Source organism: Streptomyces sp. CB02058, from assembly GCF_001905505.1.
Lineage (GTDB): Bacteria > Actinomycetota > Actinomycetes > Streptomycetales > Streptomycetaceae > Streptomyces.
This window is the reverse complement of record NZ_LIPG01000008.1, coordinates 226982-252336: the sequence shown is the minus strand read 5'-3', so window position 1 is coordinate 252336 and position 25355 is coordinate 226982. Positions and strand designations below refer to the sequence as shown.

Here is a 25355-nt window from a genome sequence, read left to right as displayed (position 1 = left end):
AATCAATGAAACGAATCAACCCCACGGAAGAAGGTTGTCGATGAAGACACGGAGATGGGCCGTCGCGCTTCTGACGGGGGTGCTGGTCGCCGGTATGGGAGCCGAGGCGCAGGCAGGCCAGTCCGGGCGGGCGGGGCAAGGGGCAAAGGGCGCGCAGCTGGAGCGGCTGGACCGGGGACTGGTCGCCGTGTCCAGCGCCGAGGGAGTGTTCCTGAGCTGGCGGCTGCTCGGTTCCGAGGCCACCGGGCACACTGGAACCGGCCTGTCCGGCGCCGACTTCCGGGTCTACCGTGACGGCAGGCCGATAGCGGTCGTCACCGACAGCACCAACTACCTCGACCGGGACGGCGCTTCCGGCGCGGAGTACCGCGTCGCCGCCATCGTCGACGGCCGGGAGGCCCGGCGCAGCGACCCGGTCTCGCCGTGGGCCGACGGGTACTACGACCTGCCGCTGCGCAAGCCCGCCGGCGGCGTCACGCCCGCGGGCGAGGCGTACACCTACTCCGCCAACGACATGAGCGTCGGCGACGTGGACGGCGACGGCCAGTACGAGTACGTCGTCAAGTGGGACCCGTCCAACTCCAAGGACGTCTCCCAGGTCGGGTACACCGGCCGTACCTACATCGACACCTACCGCTTCGACGGCACGCTGCTGAACCGGATCGACCTGGGCCCCAACATCCGGGCGGGCGCTCATTACACCCAGTTCCTGGTCTACGACTTCGACGGCGACGGCCGCTCGGAGATGATGTTCAAGACCGCCCCCGGTACCAAGAGCATCCGCTACCGCGCGGACGGCAGCGTCGCCTCCGAGCGGTACATCACCATGCCCCGCGCCGACATCAGGGCCGGGTACGCGAACACCGACGACTACCGGCTGAGCGCGGCCGGTTACCGCGACCACCTGGTCGGGATGTTCCGCGACTGGCAGAAGCAGCCCGAGGTCGCCGCCGGCAACTGGCCCGCGACCCTGGAGTCGGCGTTCGGCATCGAGGACCGTTACACCTACCCGCTCTCCCAGGCGGACGCCGAGGCGCTGGTGGACTACTTCATCGATGTCTACGCGCCCAGCCGCAGCACCAGGAACAATCTGCGCGCCTTCGAGGGGTTCATCCTCGACGGGCCCGAGTACCTGACCGTCTTCGACGGCGCCACGGGCCGCGAGCTGGACACCGTCCGCTACGAGCCCGGCCGGCACGACGACGGACTGATGTGGGGCGACTACGCCATGAGCCGGATCGAGCCGGGCAACCGGGTCGACCGTTTCCTGTCCGGCGTCGCCTACCTCGACGGCCGGCACCCCTCCGCGGTGTTCGCCCGCGGCTACTACACCCGCACCACCCTGGTCGCCTACCGCTGGGACGGCCGCAGTCTGCGCAAGGACTGGAACGTGGACAGCGGCTTCACCCCGATGTCCAACCCGTTCAACGACTCACCGCACGGCGTCGACGGCACCGACCCGGAGTTCGGCACCCTCACCACCCAGGGCTTCCACTCCCTCAGCGCCGCCGATGTGGACGGCGACGGCCGCCAGGAGATCGTCTACGGCTCGGCCACCATCGACGACGACGGCAGCCTGCTCTACAGCTCCTTCGACACCATGCCGGCCCAGAGCCCGGCCCCCGGCCAGAACGCACGCCTCGGCCACGGCGACGCCATGCACGTGACCGACATCGACCCCGACCGCCCCGGCATGGAGATCTACACCGTGCACGAGGGCGGCACCTCGGCGCCCTACGGCTACGCGCTGCGCGACGCGGCGACCGGCGAGGTGCTGTACGGCGCGTACAGCGGCCGGGACACCGGCCGCGGCATGGTCGGCGATGTGGACCCGAGTCACCCGGGCCTCGAGACCTGGGCCTCGATGCCGGGCGGCTCGGACGGCTCCGGACTGTGGACCGCGGCCGGCGAACCGGTCGCGACGACCACCCCCGGCACCAACATGAGCATCAGGTGGGCCGGCGATCTCACCACCCAGCTGGTCGACGGCTCGGGCGATGCCACGCCCACGGTGAACGACTGGCGGCGCGGCACCCTGCTGACCGCCACGGACACCAGGACCAACAACGGCACCAAGGGCAACCCCTCGCTGGTGGCAGACGTGTTCGGCGACTGGCGCGAGGAGATGCTGGTGCGCACGGCGGACAGCTCGGCGATCCGGATGTACCTCAGCACCGAGGTCACCGGGCACAAGATGTACACGCTGATGCACGACGCCCAGTACCGCGCCGAGGTGGCGCGGCAGCAGACCACGTACAACCAGCCGGCGTACCCGGGCTTCTACCTGGCCTCGGACACCGACTGGTCCAAGGTGCCGCTGCCTGGCCGCCAGCGCTGAACCGGCGGGTCGGCGGCGCTGAGCCGCCGGGTCGCCGAAGCACGGAGAACCGCGCGTCACAGCCGTAGCCGCCACACCCGGCGGCTACGGCTGCTGCGTTCTCGTCGCGCATCCGGAGATCAACTGCCCGTTCCTCTCGCAGGAACGGCCCCGTACGAGAGGTCCAAAGGGGCGCACCTCTAGTCGTCGAGCCATGGGCCCCGGGTGATCTGCTGGTGAAGTCGCTCGTCGAGGCAGCTCAGGTGGGCCCAGACGAACTGCCTGCTCTGTTCCCCGGCCCGCGTGATCTCCAACGTGACGCCATCACCGGATACGCCGATATCAGTGGTTTCCATACAGAACGCGCAGCTCACCTGCTCCTGGGGGTTCATCCGGTGACTGTAGCGCCGCACTCGCGTGCTGCCCTGGGCCCCATCCGTGGCACAGCCGCGTTCACGGCAAAGGGCCGGTTCAGAGGATCAATCCTCCGAACCGGCCCTCTGTGCTGTGCCCCCGGCAGGATTCGAACCTGCGACACCCGCTTTAGGAGAGCGGTGCTCTATCCCCTGAGCTACGAAGGCGGGGAACCGCCGGAAACCGTCTCATGGGCCCGGCCCGGGTGGGCGGTGGGCTTCGTCGGTTGCCGACAGGTTTGTGGTGATCCAACCCCTGGGGATCGGGCCACCGCCGTCAGTGTAGCGGGTGGGCCGAGGTCACTCCCTCGGGTTTGTGCCGTGGTCCGCGCCGGCGTCCGGGGGAGCGTCCGTCGCCTGCCGGCGGGTGCGGGTGCGGATGCGGTGGAGCGCGGTGCGGAGGCAATCGGGAGGGCTGCCCCGCGACCGGTGGCCTCCGGGCCGCTCCGGCGCCGTCCCCGTCCGGCCCCGCGCCCCGGGGCGAGCCGGTTGACGGGGGCTGGGCGCGGGCATAGCTTCGCCGGGTCGCCGAGCCAGTACGTGGAGAGGCCCTTCGTGCCGCACACCGATCCCAACAGCTCCCCGGCCGACCGCGCCCGTGTCGAGGCATCGCTGACCGGCCCCGGTGCCCCCTTCGCCGTCGTGAGGGGTGAGGACGGAGTGCTCGTCTATGCGAACGGACCGCGCACCCTCCGGGAGTTCGTGGAGACCACCTGGGCGTTCGGCGAGCAGCCGTTCCTCATTTCGGGTGAACGGAGCTGTTCGTACGGGGAGTTCTTCGCGGCAGCGTCCGCGCTCGCCCGGCGGTTCACCGAGGAGTACGGGCTGCGGCCCGGCGACCGGGCCGTGGTGGCCATGCGTAATCACCCCGAGTGGCAGATCGCGTTCTGGGCGGCGCAGCTCGCCGGGCTCGTCGCCGTGCCGCTCAACGCGTGGTGGACCGAGGGGGAGTTCGGGTACGCCCTCGACGACTGCGAGCCGCGGGTGCTGCTGGTCGACGGGGAGCAGCTGCCGAAGGTCCGGGCCTGGGGTGAGCGTGCCGGGGCCCGCTTCGTCGTCTTCCACGGCACGGGGGAGGGCGTGGCCGGGGCCGAGCGGTACGAGGACTTCCCGGAGCCCGATCCGTGGGCGGCGCCTCCCGACGTGGAGATCCGGCCGGAGGACGACGCCACGATCATCTACACCTCCGGGACCACCGGGCGGCCCAAGGGTGCCGTGGCCACCCACCTCGCGCAGGCGGGCGCGGCCCTCAACCCGCGCTACCAGGCGGCGGCTTCGGCGCTGGGCCGCGGGGTCCTCCCGGGACAGGGGCCCGCGCCGGTGACGCTGATGACGTTCCCCTTCTTCCACGTCGCGGCGTTCACCAGCCTGTACGCCGCGATGGCGGCGGGAGGCACCCTCGTCCTGATGCCGAAGTGGGACGCAGACGAGGCCCTGCGGCTGATCCGGCGGCACGGGGTGACGCACTACGCGGGGGTACCGGCCGCCGCGCTCCAGCTGCTCTCGGCGGCGGACGGCGCCGGGGACTCCCTGGAGAGCCTGAGGATGCTGAACACCGGCGGGGCGGCGGCCCCGCCCGACCTGGTCGCGCGGCTCACCGCCCGGCACGGGGAGCGGATCGAGCCGCGCAACGGTTACGGGCTGACCGAGACCAGCGGCGGGGTGCTGGCCAACTTCGGGGCCGAGTACCGGGCGCATCCCGACTGTGTCGGCACCCCGACGCCCGTCACCGAGGTACGGATCGCCGGCCCGGACGGGGCGGAGGTCCCCGACGGCGGGACCGGCGAGCTGTGGCTGCGCGGGCAGTCCCTGGTCCGTGGCTACTGGCGCGATGAGGAGGCCACGGCGGGGGCGTTCACCGGCGGCTGGTTCCGTACGGGGGATCTCGCCGTCGTCCGGGACGGGCGGGTCGCCGTCGTCGACCGGATCAAGGACATGGTGGTCAGGGGCGGCGAGAACGTGTACTGCGTCGAGGTCGAGGCCGCTCTGCACGAGCACCCCGATGTCGAGGACGCGGCGGTGCTCGGCGTTCCGCATCCGGTGCTGGGGGAGGAGGTCGCGGCGGTCGTCCGGCTGCGCTCCGGTTCGCCGGTCACGGCGGACGATCTGCGCGCGCACGTGGGGCGGGCCCTGGCCGCGTTCAAGGTCCCCGCCCATGTGCTGGTGACGGGGGAGCCGCTGCCGCGGAACGCCACGGGCAAGGTTCTCAAGCGGGAGCTGCGGGGTGCGGTTCGGGAGCGGCTGGGCGAGGACGGGTCCCGGGGGCTCACGGGCGGGTGATCCGGACCCGGTAGTTCCCGTCGGCGTCCTTCTCCGTCACGGATATCCGTATGCCGTTGGTCCGGTCGGTGAAGGTCTCACCCGGCTCGAAGGCCGCGTCCGAGAGCTCGGCGTGGACGTTGGGCCGCCGGGTGCAGCCGCCGCTGTCCTCCGTGCTGTCCTCGACGGAGACCGGCCCCTGGCCGGTGTCCACGTCGGAGCTCACCTTGTAGATGAGGACCCCGGGCCGGCAGACCGCCTCGTCGTTGCCCTCGGCGGTGCGCACCTCCACGGCGTAACCGGACTGCCCGCTCAGCGGTACGAAGGCCAGCTTCGGGCCGCCGGGCGTGGCCAGTGGTTCCAGGGTGTGTTCGCTGGTGCCGGGCATGGCGGCGCAGCTGATCTGGTCGCTGCCCAGCCAGCCGAGCTTCCACTTGTGCCAGCCCAGGAGGTCGTTGTTGGCCCCCCAGTCCTCGGACATGATGTCCCAGTGCCCCACGGAGCCGCCGCCCTCCGTCGTGTAGAGGTCGGGCAGCCCGAAGACATGGCCGTTCTCGTGGGGCAGGACCCGGTAGCCGGTCTCCGCGTACGAGCCCGAGCCGTCGTCCTGGCGGCTGTAGACGAAGGACGTGTTGGCGAGCGGGACGCCGTCGGCGAACGGGGCGTCGTCGTTGCCAGAGAAGGTCACGGACAGGACGGTGTCCAGAGCGGAGGGCCCTGCGTTCGGGGTGACGAGCACATTGACCAGGTCGTAGTCCGAGAAGTCGACCTTCGGATCGGCGACGCCCACCAGGTCCTTGACGAGCTTGCGGTAGCCCGGTTCGTACGGTGAGCCACGCTCGATCCCGTACTCGGAGAAGGGCAGCGGCATCCGCAGCCATTCCTTGACGGGGGCTTCCGGCAGATAGGTCAGCCGGCCGTAGGAGCTGGTGCGGAACCAGTCGGAGGTCTGCGGGAAGAATTCCGCGAGCCGGTCCTCCACCGGTTCCGTCGCCCGTGCGTCGGGGAAGTCGATCATCAGGTTGAGGGCCCTGATCTGCCCGGTGGAGCGCGCGTATCCAGGAGGTGTGGGCATCCCCTCCGACATCTGTACGCCCATGGTCGTGGGTATTCGGCACGGGGCGAGGCCCGTTCCACGGGGGGCGGAGGCCGGTCCGGCCGAGGCGCGGCTGGCGAGGGGGAGCGTGGAGCTGGCCGATGCCATCGTCGCGATGACCAGGGCGGACGCTCCGGCGAGCGCGAGGGGGCGACGGTATCCGCGTATCCGGTGGCGGGGCTGCTGCATAGGGCTCGCCTTCGGTGCCGCGGCAGCCGGCCGGCCCCGGCTGCGCTCTGGCGATCAGCCTGTTCGGGGCGGTGGGGGCCCGCTCGCTGGGTGAGCCGGTCGAGTGATATCAAGACCGGGCCCATGTGTGACTCAGGTCACATATGGTCGGGAAATAACCGGGGATCCCTTCCCCGTTTGCACCTGTGTCCCCGTGAAACGGGGAAGCGGTCCCCGGTTCATTCCGAGGGCCGGCCACACACCGCAAGGGAAGGGCAGCAGTCGTGGAGACCGTCGCCGGAACCGCATCCTGTGCCGCAGCGCGCCGCACGCCCCGTCCGCGGGCCGACGCCCTGCGCAACCGGGAGCGGATCGTCGCGGCCGCGCGTGAGATGTTCGTCGAGTTCGGGCCGGACGTGCCGCTCGACGAGGTCGCACGGCGTGCCGGGGTCGGCAACGCCACGCTCTACCGCAACTTCCCCGACCGGGCCGCTCTGATCCATGAGGTCGTCCTCGCCGTCACCTGCCGCACGACCGAGCGGCTGGAGGAGGCCGTGGCGGCCGAGCCCGACCCGTTCGTCGCGCTCAGCCGCTTCGTGCACGCGGCGGCCGACGAGCGGATCGGCGCCCTGTGCCCGATGCTCTCCGGCGGCTTCGACAACGACCACCCCGAACTGCTCGCCGAGCGCCGGCGCCTCGAAGGGGCCGTCGAAGGACTCGTGGAGCGCGCCATGTCCGCCGGGAGGCTGCGCACCGACATCGCCGTCGGTGACGTACTCGTCGCCCTTTCCCAGCTCACCCGGCCCCTGCCCGGCATCGCCTGCCTGGACATAGACCGGTTCACCCACCGCCATCTGCAGCTCTTCCTCGACGGCCTGGAATCCCCGGCCCGCTCCGAACTGCCCGGATCGGCGGCGACCTTGGAGGACCTGCGCCGCGGGCGCTGACGCCCGCGCACCGGAGACCCAGCAGACCCAGAAGACTCACGGCCCCCAGAGGCCGACACACCACGACCATGAAGCAGGCCGGGACCCGACCGGGTCCGGTCGTCAGCACAGCTCGCCCTTTTTCGGTCTCGTACGCCGGTCCGCCCACGGCCCGCGCCGCAGATACCGCAATTCCTCGTGTCCTTAGGTGGCTACTCCCATGTCGAAAACAGCCGGCACACTTCCGGATCCCAGCCGCTGGAAAGCGCTGGCCTTCATCGCCCTCGCCCAGCTGATGGTCGTGCTCGACGCGACCATCGTGAACATCGCCCTGCCCTCGGCCCAGACGGACCTGGGCATCTCCGACGGCAACAAGCAGTGGGTCATCACCGCCTACGCCCTCGCCTTCGGCGGGCTCCTGCTCTTCGGCGGGCGCATCGCCGACCTCTGGGGCCGTAAGCGCACCTTCGTCGTGGGCCTGATCGGCTTCGCCGCGGCCTCCGCGCTCGGTGGCGCCGCCACCGGCGAGGCGATGATGTTCGGCTCCCGTGCCCTTCAGGGTGTTTTCGGCGCACTGCTCGCACCGGCGGCCCTCTCCCTGCTCGCCGTGATGTTCACCGACGCCAAGGAGCGCGCCAAGGCGTTCGGCATCTACGGAGCCATCGCCGGTGGCGGTGGCGCGGTCGGCCTGATCCTGGGCGGCTTCCTCACCGAGTACCTGAACTGGCGCTGGACCTTCTTCGTCAACATCCCGTTCGCGATCGTCGCCGCCGTCGGCGCCTATCTCGTCATCCGTGAGCCGGTCGGCGGCCGCAATCGCGCGCCGCTCGACATCCCCGGCGTCGTGCTGTCCACGCTGGGTCTCGTCTCACTGGTCTACGGTTTCACCCGCGCCGAGGCGGCCGGCTGGTCGGACTCGCTGACCATCGGCATGTTCGTGGCCGCCGCCGTGCTGCTGCTGGCCTTCGTCATCACCGAGTCGCGCGTGAAGTCGCCGCTGCTGCCGCTGCGCGTCGTGACCGACCGCAACCGTGGAGGCGTCTACCTCTCGCTGGGCCTCGCCATCATCGCGATGTTCGGGCTGTTCCTCTTCCTGACGTACTACCTCCAGGTGGTCAAGGGATACACCCCGGTCAAGACCGGCTTCGCGTTCATGCCGATGATCGTGGGCATGATCACCGGCTCCACACAGATCGGCGCCCGGCTCATGACCCGGGTCCCGCCGCGGCTGCTGATGGGCCCCGGCTTCCTGGTGGCGGCCGTCGGCATGCTGCTGCTGACCCAGCTGGACACCGACACCTCGTACGCGGCCGTCATCCTGCCCGGCCAGCTGCTGCTCGGCCTGGGCATGGGTACGGCGTTCATGCCGGCCATGTCCCTGGCCACGCACGGCATCGAGCCGCGTGACGCGGGCGTCGCCTCCGCGATGGTGAACACCTCGCAGCAGGTCGGTGGCGCCATCGGTACGGCGCTGCTCAACACCATCGCCGCCAGTGCAACCACCGCCTACGTCGTCGATCACGCCGCCGGTGCGAGCGACCCGAAGCTGCTCCAGTTGCAGGCCATGGTCAGCGGCTTCGCCGCGGCGATCTGGTGGGCGGTCGGCATCCTGGTCGTCGCCTCGGCGATCGCGGTGACCCTGATCAACACCGGCCGCCCCGGTTCCGGCTCCGCCGGTCCCGCCGACGGCTCGGGCCGTGCGGACGGGGTCGAGGACGAGTACAAGATCCCGGTCGTCGCGCACTGAACCGGGTGCCGGGCCGCCGGGCGTGACGCCCGGCGGCCCCGGCGTCCCGGGACTCCTGCCCTGGTTCCGCTCAGCGGAGCCAGGGCAGATCCGCGTCCGTGCCCTCCGGCTGCAGGCCCGCGGCGATGACCTGCATGATCTCGCCGAGGCTCACCACCTGCTCGGGGGTGAGCCGGGCGAACATCGCCTGCCGTACGGCCTCGACGTGGCCCGGCGCGGAGCGCGCCAGCATCTCGTACCCCTCGTCGGTGAGCACCGCGTTCTGGCCGCGCTTGTCGGAGGGGCACTCCTCGCGGCGGACCCAGCCGTTCTTCTCCAGCCGGGCGACGGCGTGCGAGAGACGGGAACGGGTGATCTTGGCGTCCTTGGCCAGCTCGGTCATGCGCTTCTGCCGGCGGGGGGCCTGCGAGAGCTGCACGAGCAGTCCGTAGTAGATGTGCGGCATGCCGGCATCGCGCTGCAACTGGCGGTCGAGGTGATCCTCCATGAGCGTGGTGGCGTGGAGGTAAGCGCGCCAGACGCTCTGTTCTTCGGCGGTGAGCCAACGGGGCCCGCCGGTGGTTGCCGTGGTCATGTACTCCACTGTACGACCTTTTCTTGAAAGTTGAACTAGATAGAGCTAAGGTCTCCGGTAGTAGGAGCTTGAAGATTCAAGAGCCTGCTTCGAAGAGTCGATCTGCCGAATTCCCGGTGCTGCCGCAGGTGCCCGTCATCGGTGCCTGTAGAGAACACACATACCTTGATCGGCAGAGGAATGGGAGTGTCATGACAGTCGTCGAGGAACGCATGCCCGCCCTCTATCTCTCGCACGGCGCACCGCCGCTCGCGGACGACCCGGTCTGGCCCGGTGAGCTGGCCGCCTGGTCGGCCGGGCTGCCGCGCCCCAAGGCGATCCTCATGGTCTCCGCGCACTGGGAGGAGGCCCCGCTCGCCCTCGGTGCCACCGAGACGGTGCCGCTCGTCTACGACTTCTGGGGCTTCCCCGAGCACTACTACCAGGTGCGGTACGCCGCCCCGGGCGCCCCGCAGCTCGCCGAGGACGTACGCAAGCTGCTGCGCGGCGCCGGGACCCCGGTCCAGGACATCCCCGACCGCGGCCTCGACCACGGTGCGTACGTGCCGCTCGTCGAGATGTTCCCCGACGCCCGCATCCCCGTGCTGCAGATCTCCCTGCCGACGCTCGACCCCCGCAAGCTGATGGACATCGGGCGCAAGCTCGCCCCGCTGCGCGACGAGGGCGTGCTGATCGTCGGCAGCGGCTTCTTCACGCACAACCTGGCGGCCCTGCGGCACGCCGGCGGCACCCCCGGCTGGTCGTCGGAGTTCGACGACTGGGGGCACCGGGCGCTCCAGGCGCAGGACATCGACGCGCTGCTCGACTTCGAGCACAAGTCACCGGCGGGCCGGCTGGCCCATCCCCGCACCGAGCACTTCGCGCCGCTGTTCGTGACGCTCGGCGCGGCCGAGAGCGAGCTCGATCAGGGCCGCAGCGTCATCGACGGCTTCTGGATGGGCCTGGCGAAGCGCTCGGTGCAGTTCGGCTGAGCAGCGGCTTCTCGTACCAGGAGACGTCCCAGTACCTGCCGAACTTCCTGCCCACCTCGGTGTACGTGCCGACGTGGCGGAAGCCGAAGGCCTCGTGCAGCCGGACCGAGGGCTCGTTCGGCTGCGCGATCGCGGCGTAGGCCCGGTGGATGTCCTCGTCCGCCAGGGCCTCGAAGAGCGCCTTGTAGAGGAGCGTGCCGACGCCGCGGCCCGTGACGCCCGGAGCGAGGTACACGCTCACCTCGACCGAGGTGCTGTACGCGGCCTTCGGGCGGTACGGGCTGCTGGTGGCATAGCCGAGGACATGCCGCGCGTTGTCAGGGGTAGCCGGGTCCAAAGCAACCAGCAGCCGGTGAGGGCCGTCCTCCGGGTGGGAACGCAACCAGGGCAGGCGGTCCTCGGGAGAGATGGCGGCTGTGTCGAATGTGAGCGCGGTCTCACGGACGTAGTGGTTGTAGATGTCCGTGAGGGAGTGCAGATCGGCTTCCACGCCCGGCCTGACCTGCACTTCTGTAGGTATCTGCGGCATCTGTCCTCCATTGGGGGGCGACAGGGTACTGCATGATCTCGAAAGTGAATGGGCGTCGTGGGAATTCTGTCCGGATTCCAGTCGTTGTTTCCATCGGATGCAGGGCACCCGGAAGGGTGTCGCGACCTACTCAGCAAGGGAGCACGCATGGCAACCCGTGCCGTCGCCCGTCGTTCGTCCGCCAGCACCGGTGGGACCGACCGGGCAAGCAGTGTTCGCGCCTCTGGCGGGGAGATCGCCGATCGCGACCTGGTCGGCATGTACCTCGACGAAATAGCTCGCACACCGTTGCTCGACGCCGCCAAGGAGGTCGAGCTCTCGCAGACGATCGAGGCGGGCGTCTACGCCCAGCAGATCCTCGACGGAGTGGTGGAGAGCGAAGCCGGCGGAGCGAAGCGTGAGGAGCTGGAGGCGCTGGTCGCCGAGAGCGAGCGCGCCAAGGACGTGTTCATCCGCTCCAACCTCCGGCTCGTCGTTGCCGTGGCCAGGCGCTACCCGAGGGCGGGTCTGCCGCTGCTCGACCTGATCCAGGAGGGGAACGCGGGCCTGGTGCGCGCGGTCGAGAAGTTCGACTACGCCAAGGGCTTCAAGTTCTCGACGTACGCCACGTGGTGGATCAGGCAGGCCATCACCCGTTCCATCGCCGACCAGTCCCGCACCATCCGGCTCCCCGTCCACCTCGTGGAGGAGCTCGGCCGGATCCGCCGTGTGCAGCGCGAGTTCAACCGCGAGCACGGGCGCGACCCGGAGCACGCGGAGATCGCCGCCGAGCTCGACTCCAACGCCGAGCGCGTGGGCAACGTCCTGGACTGGGCCCGTGACCCGGTCAGCCTGAACATGTCGGTCGACGACGACGGCGACACGCAGTTCGGCGACCTCCTGGAGGACACCTCCGCCGTCTCGCCCGAGCAGTCCGTGATGACGCTGCTGCGCAGCGAGGAGCTCGAGGACCTGATCGGCAAGCTCGACAACCGCACCGCCTCCATCATCAAGATGCGGTACGGGATCGAGGACGGCCGGGAGCGGACCCTGACCGAGGTGGGCAAGCAGCACGGTCTGACGAGGGAGCGGATCCGCCAGATCGAGAAGCACGCGTTGCTCGAATTGAAGCGAATGGCTCACGACACGGGCTTTGACGCTGCGGCGTGAGCCGATAACCCGTAATCTCCCCATCAAGCCGGTTCGCACCGGCCCGACGACCGGTCTCCTTTCCGGTCCCATGAGCTGAGTCCCGGCGCCCACCCCCCCCCGGCGCCGGGGCTCATCCATGTCAGGGGCCGGACGGCCCGTCCGAGGCGGCGCGGGTCAGACGGGCGCCCAGGCCGGCGATGTGCTCCACCAGCTCAGGGGGCCCGTGCACCTGGAACTCGCAGTCCACCATGGCGAGCCGCAGGGCCACCCACTCCAGCGAGTCCGAGGTCGTCGCACGCAGCCGGCAGCTGGCGTCGCCGCTCGGCTCCGCCGTGCCGAGCCCCGCCGGCAGCCGGGCCGCCACGGTGCCCGCCGGGGCGTGGAACGTCACGTCGAGGAACAGCTGCGGCTGTGCCCGTGACATCGACAGGGCGAAGAACTCCGCGGCGTGCCCGTCCCCTGCGGGCAGTTCACGCGGGGTGAAACGGGCGCCGGTGGGGAACGGCTCGCTCACCCGGTCCACCCGGAAGGTGCGCCAGTCCTCTCGGACCAGGTCGTACGCCACGAGGTACCAGCGGCTGCCCGTGCTCACCAGCCGGTACGGCTCGGCCTGCCGCTTCGAGGCCGTGCCGTCGCCCGAGCGGTAGGCAAAGCGCAGCCGTTCCCGGGCGGTGACGGCCGAGGCGATCACGGTGAGCGTCCTGGGGTCGATGGTCGCGCCGTCGCCGCGGGTGAACGGCACCGTGGCGTTCTGCAGGGTGTTGACCCGGTGCCGCAGCCGCGACGGCAGGACCTGCTCCAGCTTCGCCAGCGCTCGTACGGACGCCTCGTCGACGCCCTCGATGGCGTGCCCGGCACCGGCCCGCAGCCCGACCGCGATGGCCACGGCCTCCTCGTCGTCCAGCAGCAGCGGCGGCATGGCGGTGCCCGCGACCAGGCGGTAGCCGCCGACCGAACCGCGCGAGGCCTCGACGGGATAGCCGAGCTCGCGGAGCCGGTCGATGTCGCGGCGGATGGTGCGCGCGCTCACTTCGAGCCGGTCGGCCAGCTCGCGGCCCGGCCACTCCCTCGGGGTCTGGAGCAGCGACAGCAGGGTCAGCAGCCGGGCCGCGGTATCCGTCATGGGCACAGGATGCCTTCCCAACAGGTCAGGTTCCGTCCTGTTGGGAAGATCCCGCCGCTCGGAGGCGCGGCTGCTCGGCGGACCCGGGCGCTCAGGAGGTCCCGGCGCTCGGCGGAACCGGGCTGCTCGGCGGATGCGGCCCCTCAGCAGATCCGGCTGCGGTTCTCCATGGCGCGGCGCGCGGCGTGCTCGTCCTCGTACACCTCGCACATGTGGCGGCCGTCGGGGGTGGCCGTGTGCTCGACCTCCCACAGGCTCGTCTCGCTGCCGTCCAGGAGAAGGAAGGCGTGCTCGTAGAGCGTGAAGCCGGCGTCCTGGCCGTCGACCCGGCACTGGCGGCCGAAGATCTGGGTGATGTGGTGGGCGAAGGCGGCCCGGAGCAGCCCGGCCTTCGCGGCCCCCGGCCGGTCGCCGTTCTCCGCGCGGCGCAGGACGCGGCGGGCGTGGTCCGCCGAATTGTCCGGGGCGTACATGCGGGGGAGCGGGACCGGGGGGACGCTCAGCAGGAGCGTGAGCGCCTCCAGGTCCTCCCGCAGCCTGTCGTCACCGAAGGCGGGGGTGTCCCAGAAGGTGCCGTCCAGGCGCGCGGCGGCGATCTGAGCGTCGCCCTCGTCGTCGTAGAGCTCGTGGCGGAGGGGCGCGACGGTGTCCCTGCCGCCGCCGTGCACCAGCTCCCACAGGGTGAGCGCGGTGCCGTCGGAGAGGAGGTAGGTGTGGCGGTAGGTCTCACGGTGCAGGACGGCGCTGTGGTGGGACGAGTGCAGGGCGCTGCTGTGCGCCAGCGCCGTCCCGAGCCGGTCGACCGTGGTGTCCGACAGATCGAAGGAGTTGAGGGCGCATCGCAGGAGTCGCTCGAGGTGCTGCTCGGTTGTCTCGTACGGATCGCTCAAGGTGCTGTCTCCAGGCCGTTGCCGCGTGTTACCCGATGCGTGCATAACGTAGTCCCTGGGTCTGACATCGTGACCGGGGTTCGCAAAAAACGTACCGCTCACGCAGAAAGTTCCCACGTGTCGGAGCGCCCTGTGCGACTCGCCCCTCAGCCGGTCTCGTTCCCGCCCCCGGACCCGCCGCCCGGCCCCGCGTCGGGGCCGCCGTAGAGCTCGCTGTACGAGGGGAACGTGCCGCCAGGGCCGTCGACCCCGGTGGCGGCCCGGGCGGCCTTCACGATGGCGCGGGCCAGGGCGTCGGCCCCGGCCGCCAGGATGTCGTTGAGCGCCGCGACGGGCTCCGGGGGCAGGGGCAGCAGGCCGGTGGCCAGGGTGAAGACGGTGTCCCCGTCGCTGAGCAGGTGGACCGGCCGCACGGCGCGCGCCAGGCCGTCGTGCGCCGTGCCCGCGAGCTTCTGCGCCTGGGCGCGGGTCAGTGCCGCGTCGGTGGCGACGACGGCGATGGTGGTGTTGAAGGTGTTGTCCCCCCGCCCGGTCCGCTCCCGCGCCTCCCGGATCTCGTCCAGCCGTCGGCGCGCGGCCTCGTGGACGGCGGGGGCGGGGTGCGCGGGCGGCTCTCCGGCGCCGTACTCCCCGTACAGCACGCCGGTCCGGGGGTCGATGACGGAACCCGCGGCATTGACCACGGCCAGCGCGGCGACCGTGGTCCCGGAGGGCAGTCGCACGCTCGCCGTGCCGACGCCGCCCTTGACCGCGCCCGCCACCGCGCCCGTGCCCGCCCCGACCGTGCCCTCGGGGACCCGGGAGCCGGGCTCGGACGCGGCGGCGGCCTCCACGGCCGCCCGGCCGGTCGAGGCGTCGGGGCGGGCGCGCCATGCGCCGCCCCGGCCCAGGTCGAAGAGGCAGGCGGCCGGGACCACCGGCACCACCTGGGAGGGGTCCTGGCCTGCCCGGACGCCGCGCCCGCGCTCCTCCAGCCAGGCCATCACGCCGGACGCGGCGTCGAGCCCGAACGCGCTGCCGCCGGTCAGGACGACCGCGTCGACCCGCTGCACCAGATTGCGCGGATCGAGCGCGTCCGTCTCCCTGGTGCCGGGGCCGCCGCCGCGCACGTCCACGGCCGCCACGGCGCCGCCCTCGGGGGCGAGGACGACGGTGGTCCCGCTCAGCGCGCCCTCGCCCGGCACCCGGGCGTGCCCGACACGGATTCCGGCCACGTCCGTCAGCGCGTCCAGCGGGCCAGGAACGGGCAGGTCCTCGGCGTGCTCGGTCATCACGGGCTCCTCGGTGCGGTGCGAAGGGGCGGTGCGTGTACCGGCGAAGGTACCGGTGGCCGCCGGAGGAGCGGCGGTGGGGGCGCGGACCGCCTGACGCGGGCCGGGTGGGCGACGCGCTCACCCCATAGGGGCACAAAACGGGACCGAACGCTCCTTGCGGACCTACGGTGGCCGGGTGACCGAGCCACCAGAACCGCCCGCCGCAGGGGTTCAGCCCGCCCCTGGCACTCCTACCGACCCCCCTGGCGGTCCGGACGTCCGGCAGCCGCACCGGGGGCCCGCAGCCGTCACGAAGGCCGCTCAGGCACTTCCGAGGTCCGTCAACGGCAGGGCGACCCTGGCCGGTGCCGTCGTCTCCGGACTGATGATCCTCGCGATCGTGTTCGGCAGCCGGCTGCTGCACGACTTCGACTCGGCGCTGCTCCCGTACACCGTGGCCAGCGTCTTCCTCGCCTTCGGCGTCGCCTACCGCTACACGGTCTGGGTCTCCGCGCCGGGCGCCCGGCGGCTCTTCGTCAACGGCTGGCGGAGCTTCTTCTCGGCCGAGAACTTCCGCAAGGCCCCCACCGCCCTGCCGAAGATGATCGCGACGTACCTGGGCTTCCAGAAGTTCCTCGGTGCCCGGTCGCACGCCCGCTGGGTGGCCCACCAGCTGATCTTCTGGGGCTGCGTCATCGCCGCGCTGGTCACCTTCCCGCTCGTCTGGGGCTGGTTCACCTTCACGTCCGGAAGCGGCTCGGGGCCGGGCTACGAGATGCGCATCTGGGGAATCAAGGTCCTCGGATTCGACTCGCTGAGCTTCATCGGCTGGGTGATGTTCCACGGCCTGGACCTCGCCGCCGTCCTGGTCATCCCGGGCGCCGGCTACTTCCTCTGGCGCCGGATGAAGGACCGGGGCGCCATGACCGGGCAGCGTTTCGCCTACGACCTGGTCCCGCTGCTCGCCCTGATCATCATCTCCGTGACCGGGCTGCTGCTCACCTTCTCCTCGATCTTCCTGCACGGCGGCGGATACGAGTTCCTGGCGATCCTCCACATGGTGTCGGTGGTCTTCACCCTCATCTACATCCCCTTCGGGAAGTTCTTCCACATCGTTCAGCGCCCGGCGGCGGTCGGCATGCAGCTCTTCAAATACACGTCGCGCCAGGGCGACGAGGTCTTCGCCTGCCGCCGCTGCGAGGAGCCCATCGACACCGGGGCCTACGTCGACAACCTGCGCGGCACGATGCGTGACCTCGAACTCGGCTTCGACGAATGGGCCGAATACTGCCCGCGCTGCAAGCGGGTGCTGCGCGGCAACGCATATCTCTCCCAGGTGAAGAAGGGCTACAAGTGACCGCGGACCCCCACGCCGCCGACGGCCGTACGGTGATCCCCCTCGACCCCTCCCTCGCCCCGCCGGGCACCCGGGGGTTCCGGGACGCGGGCGGCATCCCGGCCGACCGCTGGCACGCCGACCAGACCGGCGAGACGCTCGTCCCCACCCACTGCTGCTTCTGCGGGGTCCAGTGCGGGATGTATCTCCGCGTGGACGGCGGAGGCAAGGTCTTCGGCGTGGAGCCCCGCAACCACGACATCAACCGCATGCGGCTCTGCCCCAAGGGCATCAACGCCTACCAGCAGGTCAACCACCCCGACCGGCTCACCGCGCCCCTCATGCGCCGCTCCCGTGACGAGGAACTGCGGGAGGTCTCCTGGGACGAGGCGCTCGACTTCACCGTCTCCGAGATCAAGCGCATCCAGCAGGCCCACGGGAGGGACGCCTTCGGGGTGCTCGGCGGCGCCAGCCTGTTCTCCGAGAAGACGTATCTGGTCGGCAAGTTCGCCCGGGTGGCGCTCAAGACCCGGCACGTCGACTACAACGGCCGGCTCTGCATGGTCAGCGCGGCGGGCGCCAACAAGCTCGCCTTCAACATCGACCGGGCCGGCAACCCGTTCTCCGACATCCTCCTCACCGACTGCCTCCTGCTCGCCGGGGCCAACGTCGGCGAGTGCTTCCCCGTGCTGACCCAGTACGTCTGGGGTGCCCGGGACCGCGGGGCCACCCTGATCGTGATCGACCCGCGCGAGACGGCGGTCGCGCGCACCGCCGACATCCATGTCGCGCTGAAGTCGGGCACCGACTCCGCCTTCTTCAACGCCGTGCTCAACGTGGTCATCGAGGAGGGCCTCACCGACGAGGTCTACCTCGCCGCCCATGCCACCGGCTGGGAGGAGGTCAAGGCCAACGCCGCCCTGTACCCGCCGTCCCGCGCCGCCGAGATCTGCGGGATCCCCGCCGAGCAGGTCGTCCAGGTCGCCCGTGCCTTCGCCCGCGCCCCCAAGGCCATGGCCTGGCACGCCCGGGGCATCGAGCACCACACGCAGGGCGTGGAGAACTGCCTCAGCGTGATCAACCTCTGCACCGCCACCGGCCACATCGGCAAGCCCGGCGCCGGCTACGGCACCCTCACCGGGCAGGGGAACGGGCAGGGCGGCCGTGAGCACGGCCAGAAGGCCGACCTCCTTCCCGGCGGCCGCTCGATCCTCAACGAGGACCACCGCCGGCAGATCTGCGAGATCTGGGGCATCGAGGAGTCCGAACTCCCACCCGCGGGCACCTCGATGATGGAGATGGTCTGGCAGATGCAGCGCCAGGAGATCCGCGGCCTGATCGGCATCTGCAACAACCCCTTCGTCTCCCTCCCCAACTACGCCGTGGTCAAGGAGGGGTACGACACCACCGAGTTCCACGCCCAGTTCGACTTCTTCCTCTCCGAGACCGCCGCCAACGCGCACGTCGTCTTCCCCGTCACCATCTGGGCCGAGGACGAGGGAGTGATGGCCAACGCCGAGGCGAGGGTCGTCAAGCACAACAAGGCGCAGGAACCGCCGTCCGGCGTGCGGACCGACACCTGGGTGATGTGCGAGATCGCCCGGCGCCTCGGCGCCGGGGACAAATTCGCCTTCGGTGGCTCCCGCGACGTCTTCGACGAACTGCGCAGGGCCTCCGCGGGCACCACCATCGACTACTCCGGCATCACCTACGAACGGCTGGAGGAGACCGGCGGAATCCCCTGGCCCTGCCCTTCCACCGACCATCCCGGCACCCCCCGGCTGTTCGAGGACGGCAGGACCTACCACGCCGACGGCAAGATCCATCTGCAGGTCGTCGAGTGGCACCCGCCGGCCGACCCGTACGACGACGAACACCCGATGACGCTGACCACCGGACGCACCGTCGCCCACTTCCTGTCCGGCAACCAGACCCGGCGGCTGGGCGGCCTCGTCGAACAGACCCCGCGCCCATGGGCGGAGGTGCACCCCTCCCACGGCTTCCGCAACGGCGAACCCGTCCGCGTCGTGACCCGGCGCGGCAGCGAGGTCTTCCCCGCCCTCGTGACCGAGGCGATCCGGCCGGACACCGTCTTCATCCCCTACCACTGGCCCGTCCCCACCGCGGCCAACGCCCTCACCATCGACGCCCTCGACCCCCGCTCCAAGATCCCCGAGTACAAGGTCTGCGCGTGCCGCATCGAGCACGCCGCAGAGATCGACGAGGTCCCCGCGCCCCCGGTCGCACCCGGACACGTCGCCTACCCCGAGACCCAGGTCTCCCGTACCGACCCGTTGCCGCCCACGGCCCCGCAGGGCCGCGGCACCTCGGAGAGGGGCTGATGCCCGGATGATGGGCCGAACGATCTTCATCGACCCGGGGCGCTGCATCGGCTGCCAGGCCTGTGTCTCCGCCTGCCGGGAATGCGACTCCCACCGCGGCAAGTCGATGATCCACCTCGACTACACCGACGAGGGTTCCTCCGTCGCCTCCCTTCCCACGGTCTGCATGCACTGCGAGGACCCCGTGGCCCCCTGCGCCGAGGTCTGCCCGGCCGACGCGATCCTGGTCACCGCCGACGGAGTCGTGCAGCAGGCCGACACCACCCGCTGCATCGGCTGCGCCAACTGCGTCAACGCCTGCCCCTTCGGCGTCCCGAAGATCGACCTCCAGGCGAAGCTGCAGATGAAGTGCAACCTCTGCTACGACCGCACCGCCTACGGACTCGCGCCCATGTGCGCCACCGTCTGCCCGACCGGTGCCCTCTTCTACGGGACCGTCGAGGAACTCCAGGCGGAACGCCCCGGTGTGCAGGTCGCCGACACCTTCGTCTTCGGCGAGAGCGAGGTCCGCACCGGCGTGGCCATGGTCGTGCCCGCCGACCGGGTCCAGTGGCCGGTACCCGGCGGACTCCCCGTCGTCGAGATCAACGGGAAGGACGTCCGCCGATGAGCGTCACCGAGCAGCAGCAGCCGGGCAACGACCACAACTCCGGCAACGACCCCCGCGACGCCCTGCACGACAGGATCGCCGCCGACTCGCTGACCACCCGGCGGGACTACCTCCGGATCGTCGCCACCGTCTCCGGCGGCCTGGCCGTGGGCGGTCTGGCCGTGGCCGGCGGCATCCTCCACCGCCACGGCGACCCGGACGACGGGAAGGCGCCGGCCCCGAAGCAGATCGCCGCCCAGCTGCTGCCCGGCGAATCGCTCGCCTTCCGCTACCCCGGGGACGAGGACCGGGCGGTCGCCGTACGGATGAACGACGGCACCCTCGTCGGCTACTCCGCCGTCTGCACCCACCTGGCCTGCGCCGTGCTCTGGCGCAAGGACCGCGGCACCGAGGGCGAGCTCTACTGCCCCTGTCACGAGGGGGTCTTCGACGCCCGCACCGGTGAGGTCACCGCCGGGCCGCCGCCCCGCGGACTGCCCAAGGTGGCGCTGACCGAGCTGGAGGACGGCAGCGTCTGGGCCGTGGGCACCACCCGGTCCGGGGAGAGCATCGAGGCGGGGCTCTGCCGCCAGCTCGCCGACGAGCGCCCCGACCTGGCGTCCCGGATCGGCTGCCCCGGCACCGGAGGCGGCGCGGAGGCACCGCCCGCGCCGGCTCCGGAGAGCGCCTCGCCGGGCGCGTCCGATGCCCCGGCGGGGAGGCGGTCATGACCGAGCCCCTGGACCCGGTCGAGCCCCCGAGGCCCCCCGAGCCGGCCGGAACCGCGTATCCCGAATACCACCCGGGCAGCGCCAGGGCCGAGCTGAACCGCCCCGTCCACGAGCGCTATCCACAGATCCGGCCCACCAGTGGATACGCCGATCCACGGGTGAGCCACACCGGCCCCGGCCCGGGGGCCGGTACCGAGCAGGAACCCGAGCGCTCCGCGAAGCTGACGGCCCGGCTGCTCCTGGCGCTGAGCGTCGTCGTCGGCCAGCTGTGGGCGCTGACCGAGGTCGTCAACGTGTGGATGGAGGGCGACACGGGCACGGCCTGGTGGGGCGCCGGCTTCCTGTGCCTGTCGTTCCTCGTCGTGCTGGGGCTGTGGCTCATCGATCCGAAGGACCGGTGAACGCGGCCGTACCCTGGAGGTATGAGTACCGCCCCCGCCCCCGGACCGCGAGATTCGAAGCCGCCGCAGCCGCAGGAGCAGCCGCCGCAGGAGTCCAGGCCCAAGCCGCCGGCTCTGATCTTCGACGATCCGCTGGACCGGCAGTCCACGGACGATACGGACCAGGGATGGGGTGAGCGGGCTCCTGCGGGTGGCAGCGCCGCCGATCTGGCGCGCTTCCTGGACGAGAAGCCGCCCCACCACATCTGATTCCGGCCAGGGCCCTCGCCACCGGGCGGCTAGGCCCGGCCCCGCTGTGCGATCAGCTCGTCCCGGATCTCCTTGAGCACCTCCAGCTCGCTGACCTCCAGCGTCTCCTGCACGCCCTCCTTCGCGGCCTGGGCGGCGGCGCGCCGGGCGAGATACTTCGCCATCGGCATCACCATCAGGAAGTACACGACGGCGGCGGTGATCAGGAAGCTGAGTCCGGCGCTGAGGACCGAGCCCCAGAGGATCTCGATGCCCTCCGCGTCGCCGGTCACCGGGTCCACACCGCAAGGGCCCCGGAGGCAGGAGCGGTACCGCTCCAGGTCCTGGGTGCCGAACGCACCGACCAGCGGATTGATGATTCCCTTGACGATCGCGTTCACCACGTTGGTGAAGGCGGCACCGATGACGACGGCGACCGCGAGGTCGATCACATTGCCGCGCATCAGGAAGGCTTTGAACCCCTCCAGCAGACTGACCTTCTTCTCGCTCACGCGTGAGCCTTCCTCTGAACATTCCGTGGGGGGAGCCGACGGTCCCGCCGCGCGAGGTGGGACCGACTGCCCCGCCACATAAGGCGGCAGAGGAGCGCACTGTCCAATCCGGTACCCCCCGCGAGTGAGTTCCCATGACGTCTGTTCTATTCGGCATGGGAGACCGCCACCGCGAGCCGTCCCGAGACACCCGCACCGGCCAGAGCCGTCGCCGTGTGCCGCTCCACCGACAGGACCACCAGGGCGCCGTCGCCCATGCCCGATTCGATGTCCGCCCCCGGGGACGAGGTGCCCCCGGCATCGTGCGGAACCTGGGCCACCCGTACGTCGCGTGCCACCACTCTGGCTCCGGAGCTCCCGTCGACCGCCGCGATGACATCGACGCGGTCGCCCGGCCGCAGCAGCCCCACCGTCGCCGCGTCGGCGATCCGCACCGGAGCGGACACCAGCCGCACGGCCCGGCGCTGCTCCGGCCCCGGTGGCGCGTCACCGGCGACGGCCGCCGCACCCTTCCCGCCGCCCGTCCCCGAGGCGGCGAGCGCGGCCGAGGCGAGCGCGAACCCGGCGGCCAGCGCGCGACGTCGGCCGCGCAGCACCCGCCGGAACCGGCGCCCGCCACCCCGCACTCTCAGTGGCGCGAAGGGGGGCACCCCGCAGGGTGCGGGAGGGGCGGGACGCGTAGCGGGCACCGACGGGACCATGGCCAACACCACCTGCAGTGAGGGAAGTCCGGGGGATGCCCCGCCGGACTCCCCTCACGATCCACGCTCGACGCACATCCCGCTCGGCCCTGTGGACAACCCCCGGGATGTGGAAAACCTGGTCACCCGTACGAGTCGCACTCCACGGAGCAGGAGCTCGTAACGCCTGCCCAGCCCTGCCAGCTCTGCCCAGCCCTGCCAGCTCTGCCCAGCCCTGCCCAGTCGGCCAGTCCGACCAGCCCGGCCAGCTCTGCCCAGTCCGACCAGCCCGGCCGGAGCAGCCGAGCAGCCAACCAGCCGAGCAGGCAACAGGAAGCAGTCAGCGGACCCGGAACCCAGGCGGGCTAAGGCAGTTCGATCCCCGTGTCGATGCCGTCCAGCGCGTGCGCGCACACGCAGGCGCGGTCCTCGTTCGCGGGCAGCGCCGACACCGTGTCGAAGAGCACCGTGCGCAGCCGGTCCACGTTGGCCGCGAACACCTCCAGCACCTCCGCGTGGCTGACGCCCTCCCCGGCCTCGGCCCCCGCGTCGAGGTCCGTCACCAGGGTCAGGGTCGTGTAGCAGAGCTCCAGTTCACGGGCGAGTACCGCCTCCGGGTGCCCCGTCATCCCGACGACCGACCAGCCCATGGCCGCGTGCCAGCGTGACTCCGCCCGGGTCGAGAAGCGCGGGCCCTCGACCACGACCAGGGTTCCGCCGTCCACCGGCTCCCAGTCGCGTCCGCGTGCCGCCGCCAGGGCCGCCCTGCGTCCCTGGGGGCAGTACGGGTCGGCGAAGCCGAGGTGCGCGACGTTCGACCGGACCCCGTCGGCGCGGGGCACTCCGTCGTAGAACGTCTGGACGCGGGCCTTGGTGCGGTCGATCATCTGGTCCGGTACGAGCAGGGTGCCCGGCCCGTACTCCGGTCGCAGGCCGCCCACGGCGCACGGTCCGAGCACCTGGCGTGCGCCGACGGACCGCAGGGCCCAGAGGTTGGCGCGGTAGTTGATGCGGTGCGGCGGCAGATGGTGGCCGCGGCCGTGACGTGGGAGGAAGGCCACCCGGCGGCCCGCGAGTTCACCCAGGAAGAGGGAGTCGCTGGGGGGTCCGTACGGGGTGTCGACCTCGATCTCGGTCACGTCCTCCAGGAAGGAGTAGAAACCCGATCCGCCGATGACACCGATGTCCGCTGCGTTCGTCTCCGCGTTCGCCATGCGGTCACAGTAACGGGCGCGCACGACCAGGACCCCGCTGATCGAATCAGCGGGGTCCTGGTGAAGCGTGTGGTGTGCGCGCCGCCCTCAGCGCGGTGCCTTCAGCGGGCTGCCCTCGACGTGCTGCCCACGGCCGGGCCGCCCCGGAGGGCTGCCCACGTCGGGCCGGCGTCAGGCGGCCGACGTACCGCTCGACGACGTGGAGGAAGCCGAGGACGAGGTCGACGCCGAGGCGGCCGGCTTCGATTCAGGCTTCGACGCGGACGACCCGGTGGACGAGTCGGACGTCTTGGAGGACGACGACGTGGCCGGCGTGCTGCTCGACGAGGAGCCGCGGCTGTCGTTCCGGTAGAAACCGGATCCCTTGAAGACGATGCCGACGGCCGAGAACACCTTCTTGAGGCGTCCCTCGCAGTTCGGGCACACGGTCAGGGCATCATCGGTGAACTTCTGCACCGCTTCGAGGCCCTCGCCGCATTCGGTGCACTGGTACTGATAGGTCGGCACTTGCTCCTCCTGGCACTCTCACTCAATGAGTGCTAACGACGCTCCATACTGACGTATTCCGAGCGATCAGTCCACCGTGACCGGCTCGCGGTGACCGATCCCACGTGCCACCGTCCGCCCTTCGGACCGCGGCGCCAGCCGTGTGCGCAGCGCCAGCAGGGTCGCCAGCGCCAGCGCCGTACCGACGAGCGGGACCACGAAACCCGTGCTCGCGCCGTGGGCGTCGGCGAGCTGCCCGGCCACCGTGACGGCCGCCGCCTGGCCGAGCGCCACGGCGCCCGTCAGCCAGGTGAAGGCCTCGGTCCTGGCGGACGCCGGGACCAGCGCGTCCACCAGGGTGTAGCCGCTGATCAGGGCAGGGGCGATGCACAGCCCGACCAGCAGGCCCAGTCCGGCCAGCAGCGGCACGGAGTGCACCGCCCAGAGCCCGGACGCGGTCAGGGTCAGGGCCAAGTACCCGACGATCAGCCGGCGGCGCGGGCCGCTCTTCCAGGCGACGGCCCCGCAGGCGATGCCCGCCAGCATGTTGCCGGCCGCGAAGATCCCGTACAGGAGCCCGTTCACGCCGGGGTTGCCGATCTCCTCGGCGAAGGCGGTCAGGGAGACCTGCATGCCGCCGAAGACCGAGCCGATGCCCAGGAAGGCGATCGCGAGGACCCTGACCCCGGGGACCGAAAGGGCCGAGCGGTGCGGCTCGGCCGCCGTGGCGGCGCTCCGGGGAGCCGGCTGGGTGGAGCGCTGGGCGGCGAACAGGACACCGCCGAAGAGGGTCAGCGCGGCCTCGGCGAGCAGTCCGGCCGCCGGGTGCACGCCGGTGCACAGCGCCGTCGCGAGCACCGGTCCGACGACGAAGGTGAACTCGTCCGTCACGGACTCGAAGGCGGCGGCCGTGGACATCAGCGGGGAGGCGGGGCGCCCGGGGGCGGCCCCGAGCAGGGCGGCCCAGCGGGCCCGCACCATCGGCCCGACCTGGGGAATGGACGCCCCGGTGGGCACCGCGGCCAGGAACAGTGCCCACAGGGGCGCGTCCGCCAGCGCGAGCGCCGTGAGGGCACAGACGGAGGCGGCGTGCACGAGGACGCCGGGCAGGAGCACGGCCCGCTGCCCGAAGCGGTCGGCGAGCCTGCCGCTCTGCGGAGCGAACAGGGCCATGGAGACACCGGAGACGGCGGCCACGGCGCCCGCGCTGCCGTAGGAGCCGGTGGTGTGCTGGACCAGGAGCACGATGCCGATGGTCAGCATCGCGAAGGGCTGCCGGGCGGCGAAGCCCGGGAGGAGGAAGGTCCACGCACCGGGGGTGCGCAGCAACTGCCCGTAACCGGGGCGGTCGGAGACCGTGGACGCCACGGTCCTTGCCTTTCTGCCGCCTGGTGGCCGTGCGCCCGGGGGCATCCGCGCACAGCGGTGCGGGGACGTGC

General features: G+C 71.3%; 24 protein-coding genes and 1 tRNA gene. 12 read left to right on the top strand and 13 right to left on the bottom strand.

The window, feature by feature from the left end:
* Window positions 1–40: 40 nt before the first annotated feature.
* Complete coding sequence (locus AMK10_RS34440) at window positions 41–2338, top strand: rhamnogalacturonan lyase (RefSeq protein ID WP_073753321.1); 2298 nt, start codon at window positions 41–43, stop codon at window positions 2336–2338.
* A gap of 179 nt (window positions 2339–2517) precedes the next feature.
* Here the strand turns inward: AMK10_RS34440 and AMK10_RS34435 are convergent, their stop codons facing one another.
* Together AMK10_RS34435 and AMK10_RS34430 are read right to left on the bottom strand one after the other, a co-directional pair.
* Window positions 2518–2709 carry a hypothetical protein gene (locus AMK10_RS34435; protein ID WP_143195004.1) on the bottom strand — a complete coding sequence of 64 codons (192 nt, stop codon included), beginning with the start codon at window positions 2707–2709 and terminating at the stop codon, window positions 2518–2520.
* A gap of 116 nt (window positions 2710–2825) precedes the next feature.
* Window positions 2826–2898, bottom strand: a tRNA-Arg gene (locus AMK10_RS34430).
* A 387-nt stretch (window positions 2899–3285) separates the two neighbouring features.
* Between AMK10_RS34430 and AMK10_RS34425 the strand changes: the two genes are divergently transcribed.
* Entirely contained in the window at window positions 3286–5010 is a 1725-nt protein-coding gene (locus AMK10_RS34425) for a class I adenylate-forming enzyme family protein (RefSeq protein ID WP_073753317.1), read from the top strand.
* Here AMK10_RS34425 and AMK10_RS34420 read toward each other — a convergent pair.
* Entirely contained in the window at window positions 4997–6274 is a 1278-nt protein-coding gene (locus AMK10_RS34420; protein WP_073753315.1) for a M6 family metalloprotease domain-containing protein, read from the bottom strand. The two genes, AMK10_RS34425 and AMK10_RS34420, sit on opposite strands and share 14 nt — an antisense overlap.
* 263 nt (window positions 6275–6537) lie before the next feature.
* Here AMK10_RS34420 and AMK10_RS34415 point away from each other — a divergent pair, with 263 nt between their 5' ends.
* Together AMK10_RS34415 and AMK10_RS34410 are read left to right on the top strand one after the other, a co-directional pair.
* Window positions 6538–7200: a TetR/AcrR family transcriptional regulator gene (locus AMK10_RS34415; protein ID WP_073753313.1), complete on the top strand. Its 663-nt coding sequence runs from the start codon at window positions 6538–6540 to the stop codon at window positions 7198–7200.
* Between the two features lie 199 nt (window positions 7201–7399).
* The gene (locus AMK10_RS34410; RefSeq protein ID WP_073753311.1) at window positions 7400–8926 is read left to right on the top strand and encodes an MFS transporter; all 1527 of its coding nucleotides are present in this window, start codon (window positions 7400–7402) and stop codon (window positions 8924–8926) included.
* 70 nt (window positions 8927–8996) lie between these two features.
* On the opposite strand, the gene AMK10_RS34405 is transcribed toward AMK10_RS34410, so the two are convergent.
* Window positions 8997–9509 (bottom strand): MarR family winged helix-turn-helix transcriptional regulator, encoded by a 513-nt coding sequence (locus tag AMK10_RS34405; RefSeq protein ID WP_079180983.1) that lies wholly within the window; start codon window positions 9507–9509, stop codon window positions 8997–8999.
* A 182-nt stretch (window positions 9510–9691) separates the two neighbouring features.
* On the opposite strand from AMK10_RS34405, the gene AMK10_RS34400 reads away from it, so the two are divergent.
* On the top strand, window positions 9692–10471 hold the full coding sequence (locus tag AMK10_RS34400; RefSeq protein WP_073753309.1) for a dioxygenase family protein: 780 nt from the start codon (window positions 9692–9694) through the stop codon (window positions 10469–10471).
* Here AMK10_RS34400 and AMK10_RS34395 read toward each other — a convergent pair.
* Window positions 10419–11000, bottom strand: a complete 582-nt coding sequence (locus AMK10_RS34395) for a GNAT family N-acetyltransferase (protein WP_073753307.1) — start codon at window positions 10998–11000, stop codon at window positions 10419–10421. The genes AMK10_RS34400 and AMK10_RS34395 overlap by 53 nt on opposite strands.
* A gap of 147 nt (window positions 11001–11147) precedes the next feature.
* Here AMK10_RS34395 and AMK10_RS34390 point away from each other — a divergent pair, with 147 nt between their 5' ends.
* A complete protein-coding gene (locus AMK10_RS34390) occupies window positions 11148–12149 on the top strand; it encodes a sigma-70 family RNA polymerase sigma factor (protein WP_073753306.1) in 1002 nt (333 codons plus the stop codon).
* Between the two features lie 121 nt (window positions 12150–12270).
* Here AMK10_RS34390 and AMK10_RS34385 read toward each other — a convergent pair whose 3' ends face one another.
* The 3 genes from AMK10_RS34385 to AMK10_RS34375 all read right to left on the bottom strand — a co-directional run bounded on the left by AMK10_RS34385 (window position 12271) and on the right by AMK10_RS34375 (window position 15415).
* Window positions 12271–13254 (bottom strand): helix-turn-helix transcriptional regulator, encoded by a 984-nt coding sequence (locus tag AMK10_RS34385; protein ID WP_073753304.1) that lies wholly within the window; start codon window positions 13252–13254, stop codon window positions 12271–12273.
* 143 nt (window positions 13255–13397) lie between these two features.
* On the bottom strand, window positions 13398–14144 hold the full coding sequence (locus AMK10_RS34380; RefSeq protein WP_073753302.1) for a DUF6227 family protein: 747 nt from the start codon (window positions 14142–14144) through the stop codon (window positions 13398–13400).
* Between the two features lie 146 nt (window positions 14145–14290).
* Window positions 14291–15415, bottom strand: coding sequence for a P1 family peptidase (locus tag AMK10_RS34375; RefSeq protein ID WP_073753300.1), 1125 nt, complete (start codon window positions 15413–15415; stop codon window positions 14291–14293).
* Between the two features lie 178 nt (window positions 15416–15593).
* Here AMK10_RS34375 and AMK10_RS34370 point away from each other — a divergent pair, with 178 nt between their 5' ends.
* From AMK10_RS34370 to AMK10_RS34345, 6 genes are read left to right on the top strand one after another with little or no spacing between them, the layout of a single operon-like run.
* A complete protein-coding gene (locus AMK10_RS34370) occupies window positions 15594–16754 on the top strand; it encodes an MFS transporter (RefSeq protein ID WP_073753298.1) in 1161 nt (386 codons plus the stop codon).
* On the top strand, window positions 16751–19075 hold the full coding sequence (locus AMK10_RS34365; protein ID WP_073753296.1) for a molybdopterin oxidoreductase family protein: 2325 nt from the start codon (window positions 16751–16753) through the stop codon (window positions 19073–19075). Before AMK10_RS34370 ends, AMK10_RS34365 begins: the two co-directional genes overlap by 4 nt.
* A 7-nt stretch (window positions 19076–19082) precedes the next feature.
* Complete coding sequence (locus AMK10_RS34360; RefSeq protein ID WP_073753294.1) at window positions 19083–19685, top strand: 4Fe-4S dicluster domain-containing protein; 603 nt, start codon at window positions 19083–19085, stop codon at window positions 19683–19685.
* Window positions 19682–20395, top strand: a complete 714-nt coding sequence (locus AMK10_RS34355) for a QcrA and Rieske domain-containing protein (RefSeq protein WP_073753292.1) — start codon at window positions 19682–19684, stop codon at window positions 20393–20395. The genes AMK10_RS34360 and AMK10_RS34355 overlap by 4 nt, the downstream gene beginning before the upstream one ends.
* Window positions 20392–20796, top strand: a complete 405-nt coding sequence (locus AMK10_RS34350; RefSeq protein ID WP_073753290.1) for a hypothetical protein — start codon at window positions 20392–20394, stop codon at window positions 20794–20796. Before AMK10_RS34355 ends, AMK10_RS34350 begins: the two co-directional genes overlap by 4 nt.
* A 21-nt stretch (window positions 20797–20817) precedes the next feature.
* Window positions 20818–21045, top strand: coding sequence for a hypothetical protein (locus AMK10_RS34345; RefSeq protein ID WP_073753288.1), 228 nt, complete (start codon window positions 20818–20820; stop codon window positions 21043–21045).
* Window positions 21046–21074: 29 nt separating this feature from the next.
* On the opposite strand, the gene AMK10_RS34340 is transcribed toward AMK10_RS34345, so the two are convergent.
* The 5 genes from AMK10_RS34340 to AMK10_RS34320 all read right to left on the bottom strand — a co-directional run bounded on the left by AMK10_RS34340 (window position 21075) and on the right by AMK10_RS34320 (window position 25284).
* Complete coding sequence (locus AMK10_RS34340; protein ID WP_073753286.1) at window positions 21075–21536, bottom strand: large conductance mechanosensitive channel protein MscL; 462 nt, start codon at window positions 21534–21536, stop codon at window positions 21075–21077.
* A gap of 146 nt (window positions 21537–21682) precedes the next feature.
* Window positions 21683–22237, bottom strand: coding sequence for an RcpC/CpaB family pilus assembly protein (locus tag AMK10_RS34335; RefSeq protein ID WP_073753284.1), 555 nt, complete (start codon window positions 22235–22237; stop codon window positions 21683–21685).
* A 344-nt stretch (window positions 22238–22581) separates the two neighbouring features.
* Complete coding sequence (locus AMK10_RS34330; RefSeq protein WP_073753552.1) at window positions 22582–23430, bottom strand: S-methyl-5'-thioadenosine phosphorylase; 849 nt, start codon at window positions 23428–23430, stop codon at window positions 22582–22584.
* 171 nt (window positions 23431–23601) lie between these two features.
* Window positions 23602–23937, bottom strand: a complete 336-nt coding sequence (locus tag AMK10_RS34325) for an FmdB family zinc ribbon protein (RefSeq protein ID WP_073753282.1) — start codon at window positions 23935–23937, stop codon at window positions 23602–23604.
* Window positions 23938–24003: 66 nt separating this feature from the next.
* Window positions 24004–25284, bottom strand: a complete 1281-nt coding sequence (locus tag AMK10_RS34320) for an MFS transporter (RefSeq protein ID WP_073753280.1) — start codon at window positions 25282–25284, stop codon at window positions 24004–24006.
* Window positions 25285–25355 lie beyond the last annotated feature (71 nt).

Excerpts from the sequence above, each read along its gene's own strand:
- AMK10_RS34440 (WP_073753321.1), top strand. The coding sequence starts at position 41 with ATGAAGACACGGAGATGGGCCGTCGCGCTTCTGACGGGGGTGCTGGTC.
- AMK10_RS34435 (WP_143195004.1), bottom strand. The coding sequence starts at position 2,709 with ATGAACCCCCAGGAGCAGGTGAGCTGCGCGTTCTGTATGGAAACCACT.
- AMK10_RS34420 (WP_073753315.1), bottom strand. The coding sequence starts at position 6,274 with ATGCAGCAGCCCCGCCACCGGATACGCGGATACCGTCGCCCCCTCGCG.
- AMK10_RS34410 (WP_073753311.1), top strand. The coding sequence starts at position 7,400 with ATGTCGAAAACAGCCGGCACACTTCCGGATCCCAGCCGCTGGAAAGCG.
- AMK10_RS34400 (WP_073753309.1), top strand. The coding sequence starts at position 9,692 with ATGACAGTCGTCGAGGAACGCATGCCCGCCCTCTATCTCTCGCACGGC.
- AMK10_RS34395 (WP_073753307.1), bottom strand. The coding sequence starts at position 11,000 with ATGCCGCAGATACCTACAGAAGTGCAGGTCAGGCCGGGCGTGGAAGCC.
- AMK10_RS34390 (WP_073753306.1), top strand. The coding sequence starts at position 11,148 with ATGGCAACCCGTGCCGTCGCCCGTCGTTCGTCCGCCAGCACCGGTGGG.
- AMK10_RS34385 (WP_073753304.1), bottom strand. The coding sequence starts at position 13,254 with ATGACGGATACCGCGGCCCGGCTGCTGACCCTGCTGTCGCTGCTCCAG.
- AMK10_RS34375 (WP_073753300.1), bottom strand. The coding sequence starts at position 15,415 with ATGACCGAGCACGCCGAGGACCTGCCCGTTCCTGGCCCGCTGGACGCG.
- AMK10_RS34360 (WP_073753294.1), top strand. The coding sequence starts at position 19,083 with ATGATGGGCCGAACGATCTTCATCGACCCGGGGCGCTGCATCGGCTGC.
- AMK10_RS34355 (WP_073753292.1), top strand. The coding sequence starts at position 19,682 with ATGAGCGTCACCGAGCAGCAGCAGCCGGGCAACGACCACAACTCCGGC.
- AMK10_RS34350 (WP_073753290.1), top strand. The coding sequence starts at position 20,392 with ATGACCGAGCCCCTGGACCCGGTCGAGCCCCCGAGGCCCCCCGAGCCG.
- AMK10_RS34345 (WP_073753288.1), top strand. The coding sequence starts at position 20,818 with ATGAGTACCGCCCCCGCCCCCGGACCGCGAGATTCGAAGCCGCCGCAG.
- AMK10_RS34335 (WP_073753284.1), bottom strand. The coding sequence starts at position 22,237 with ATGGTCCCGTCGGTGCCCGCTACGCGTCCCGCCCCTCCCGCACCCTGC.
- AMK10_RS34330 (WP_073753552.1), bottom strand. The coding sequence starts at position 23,430 with ATGGCGAACGCGGAGACGAACGCAGCGGACATCGGTGTCATCGGCGGA.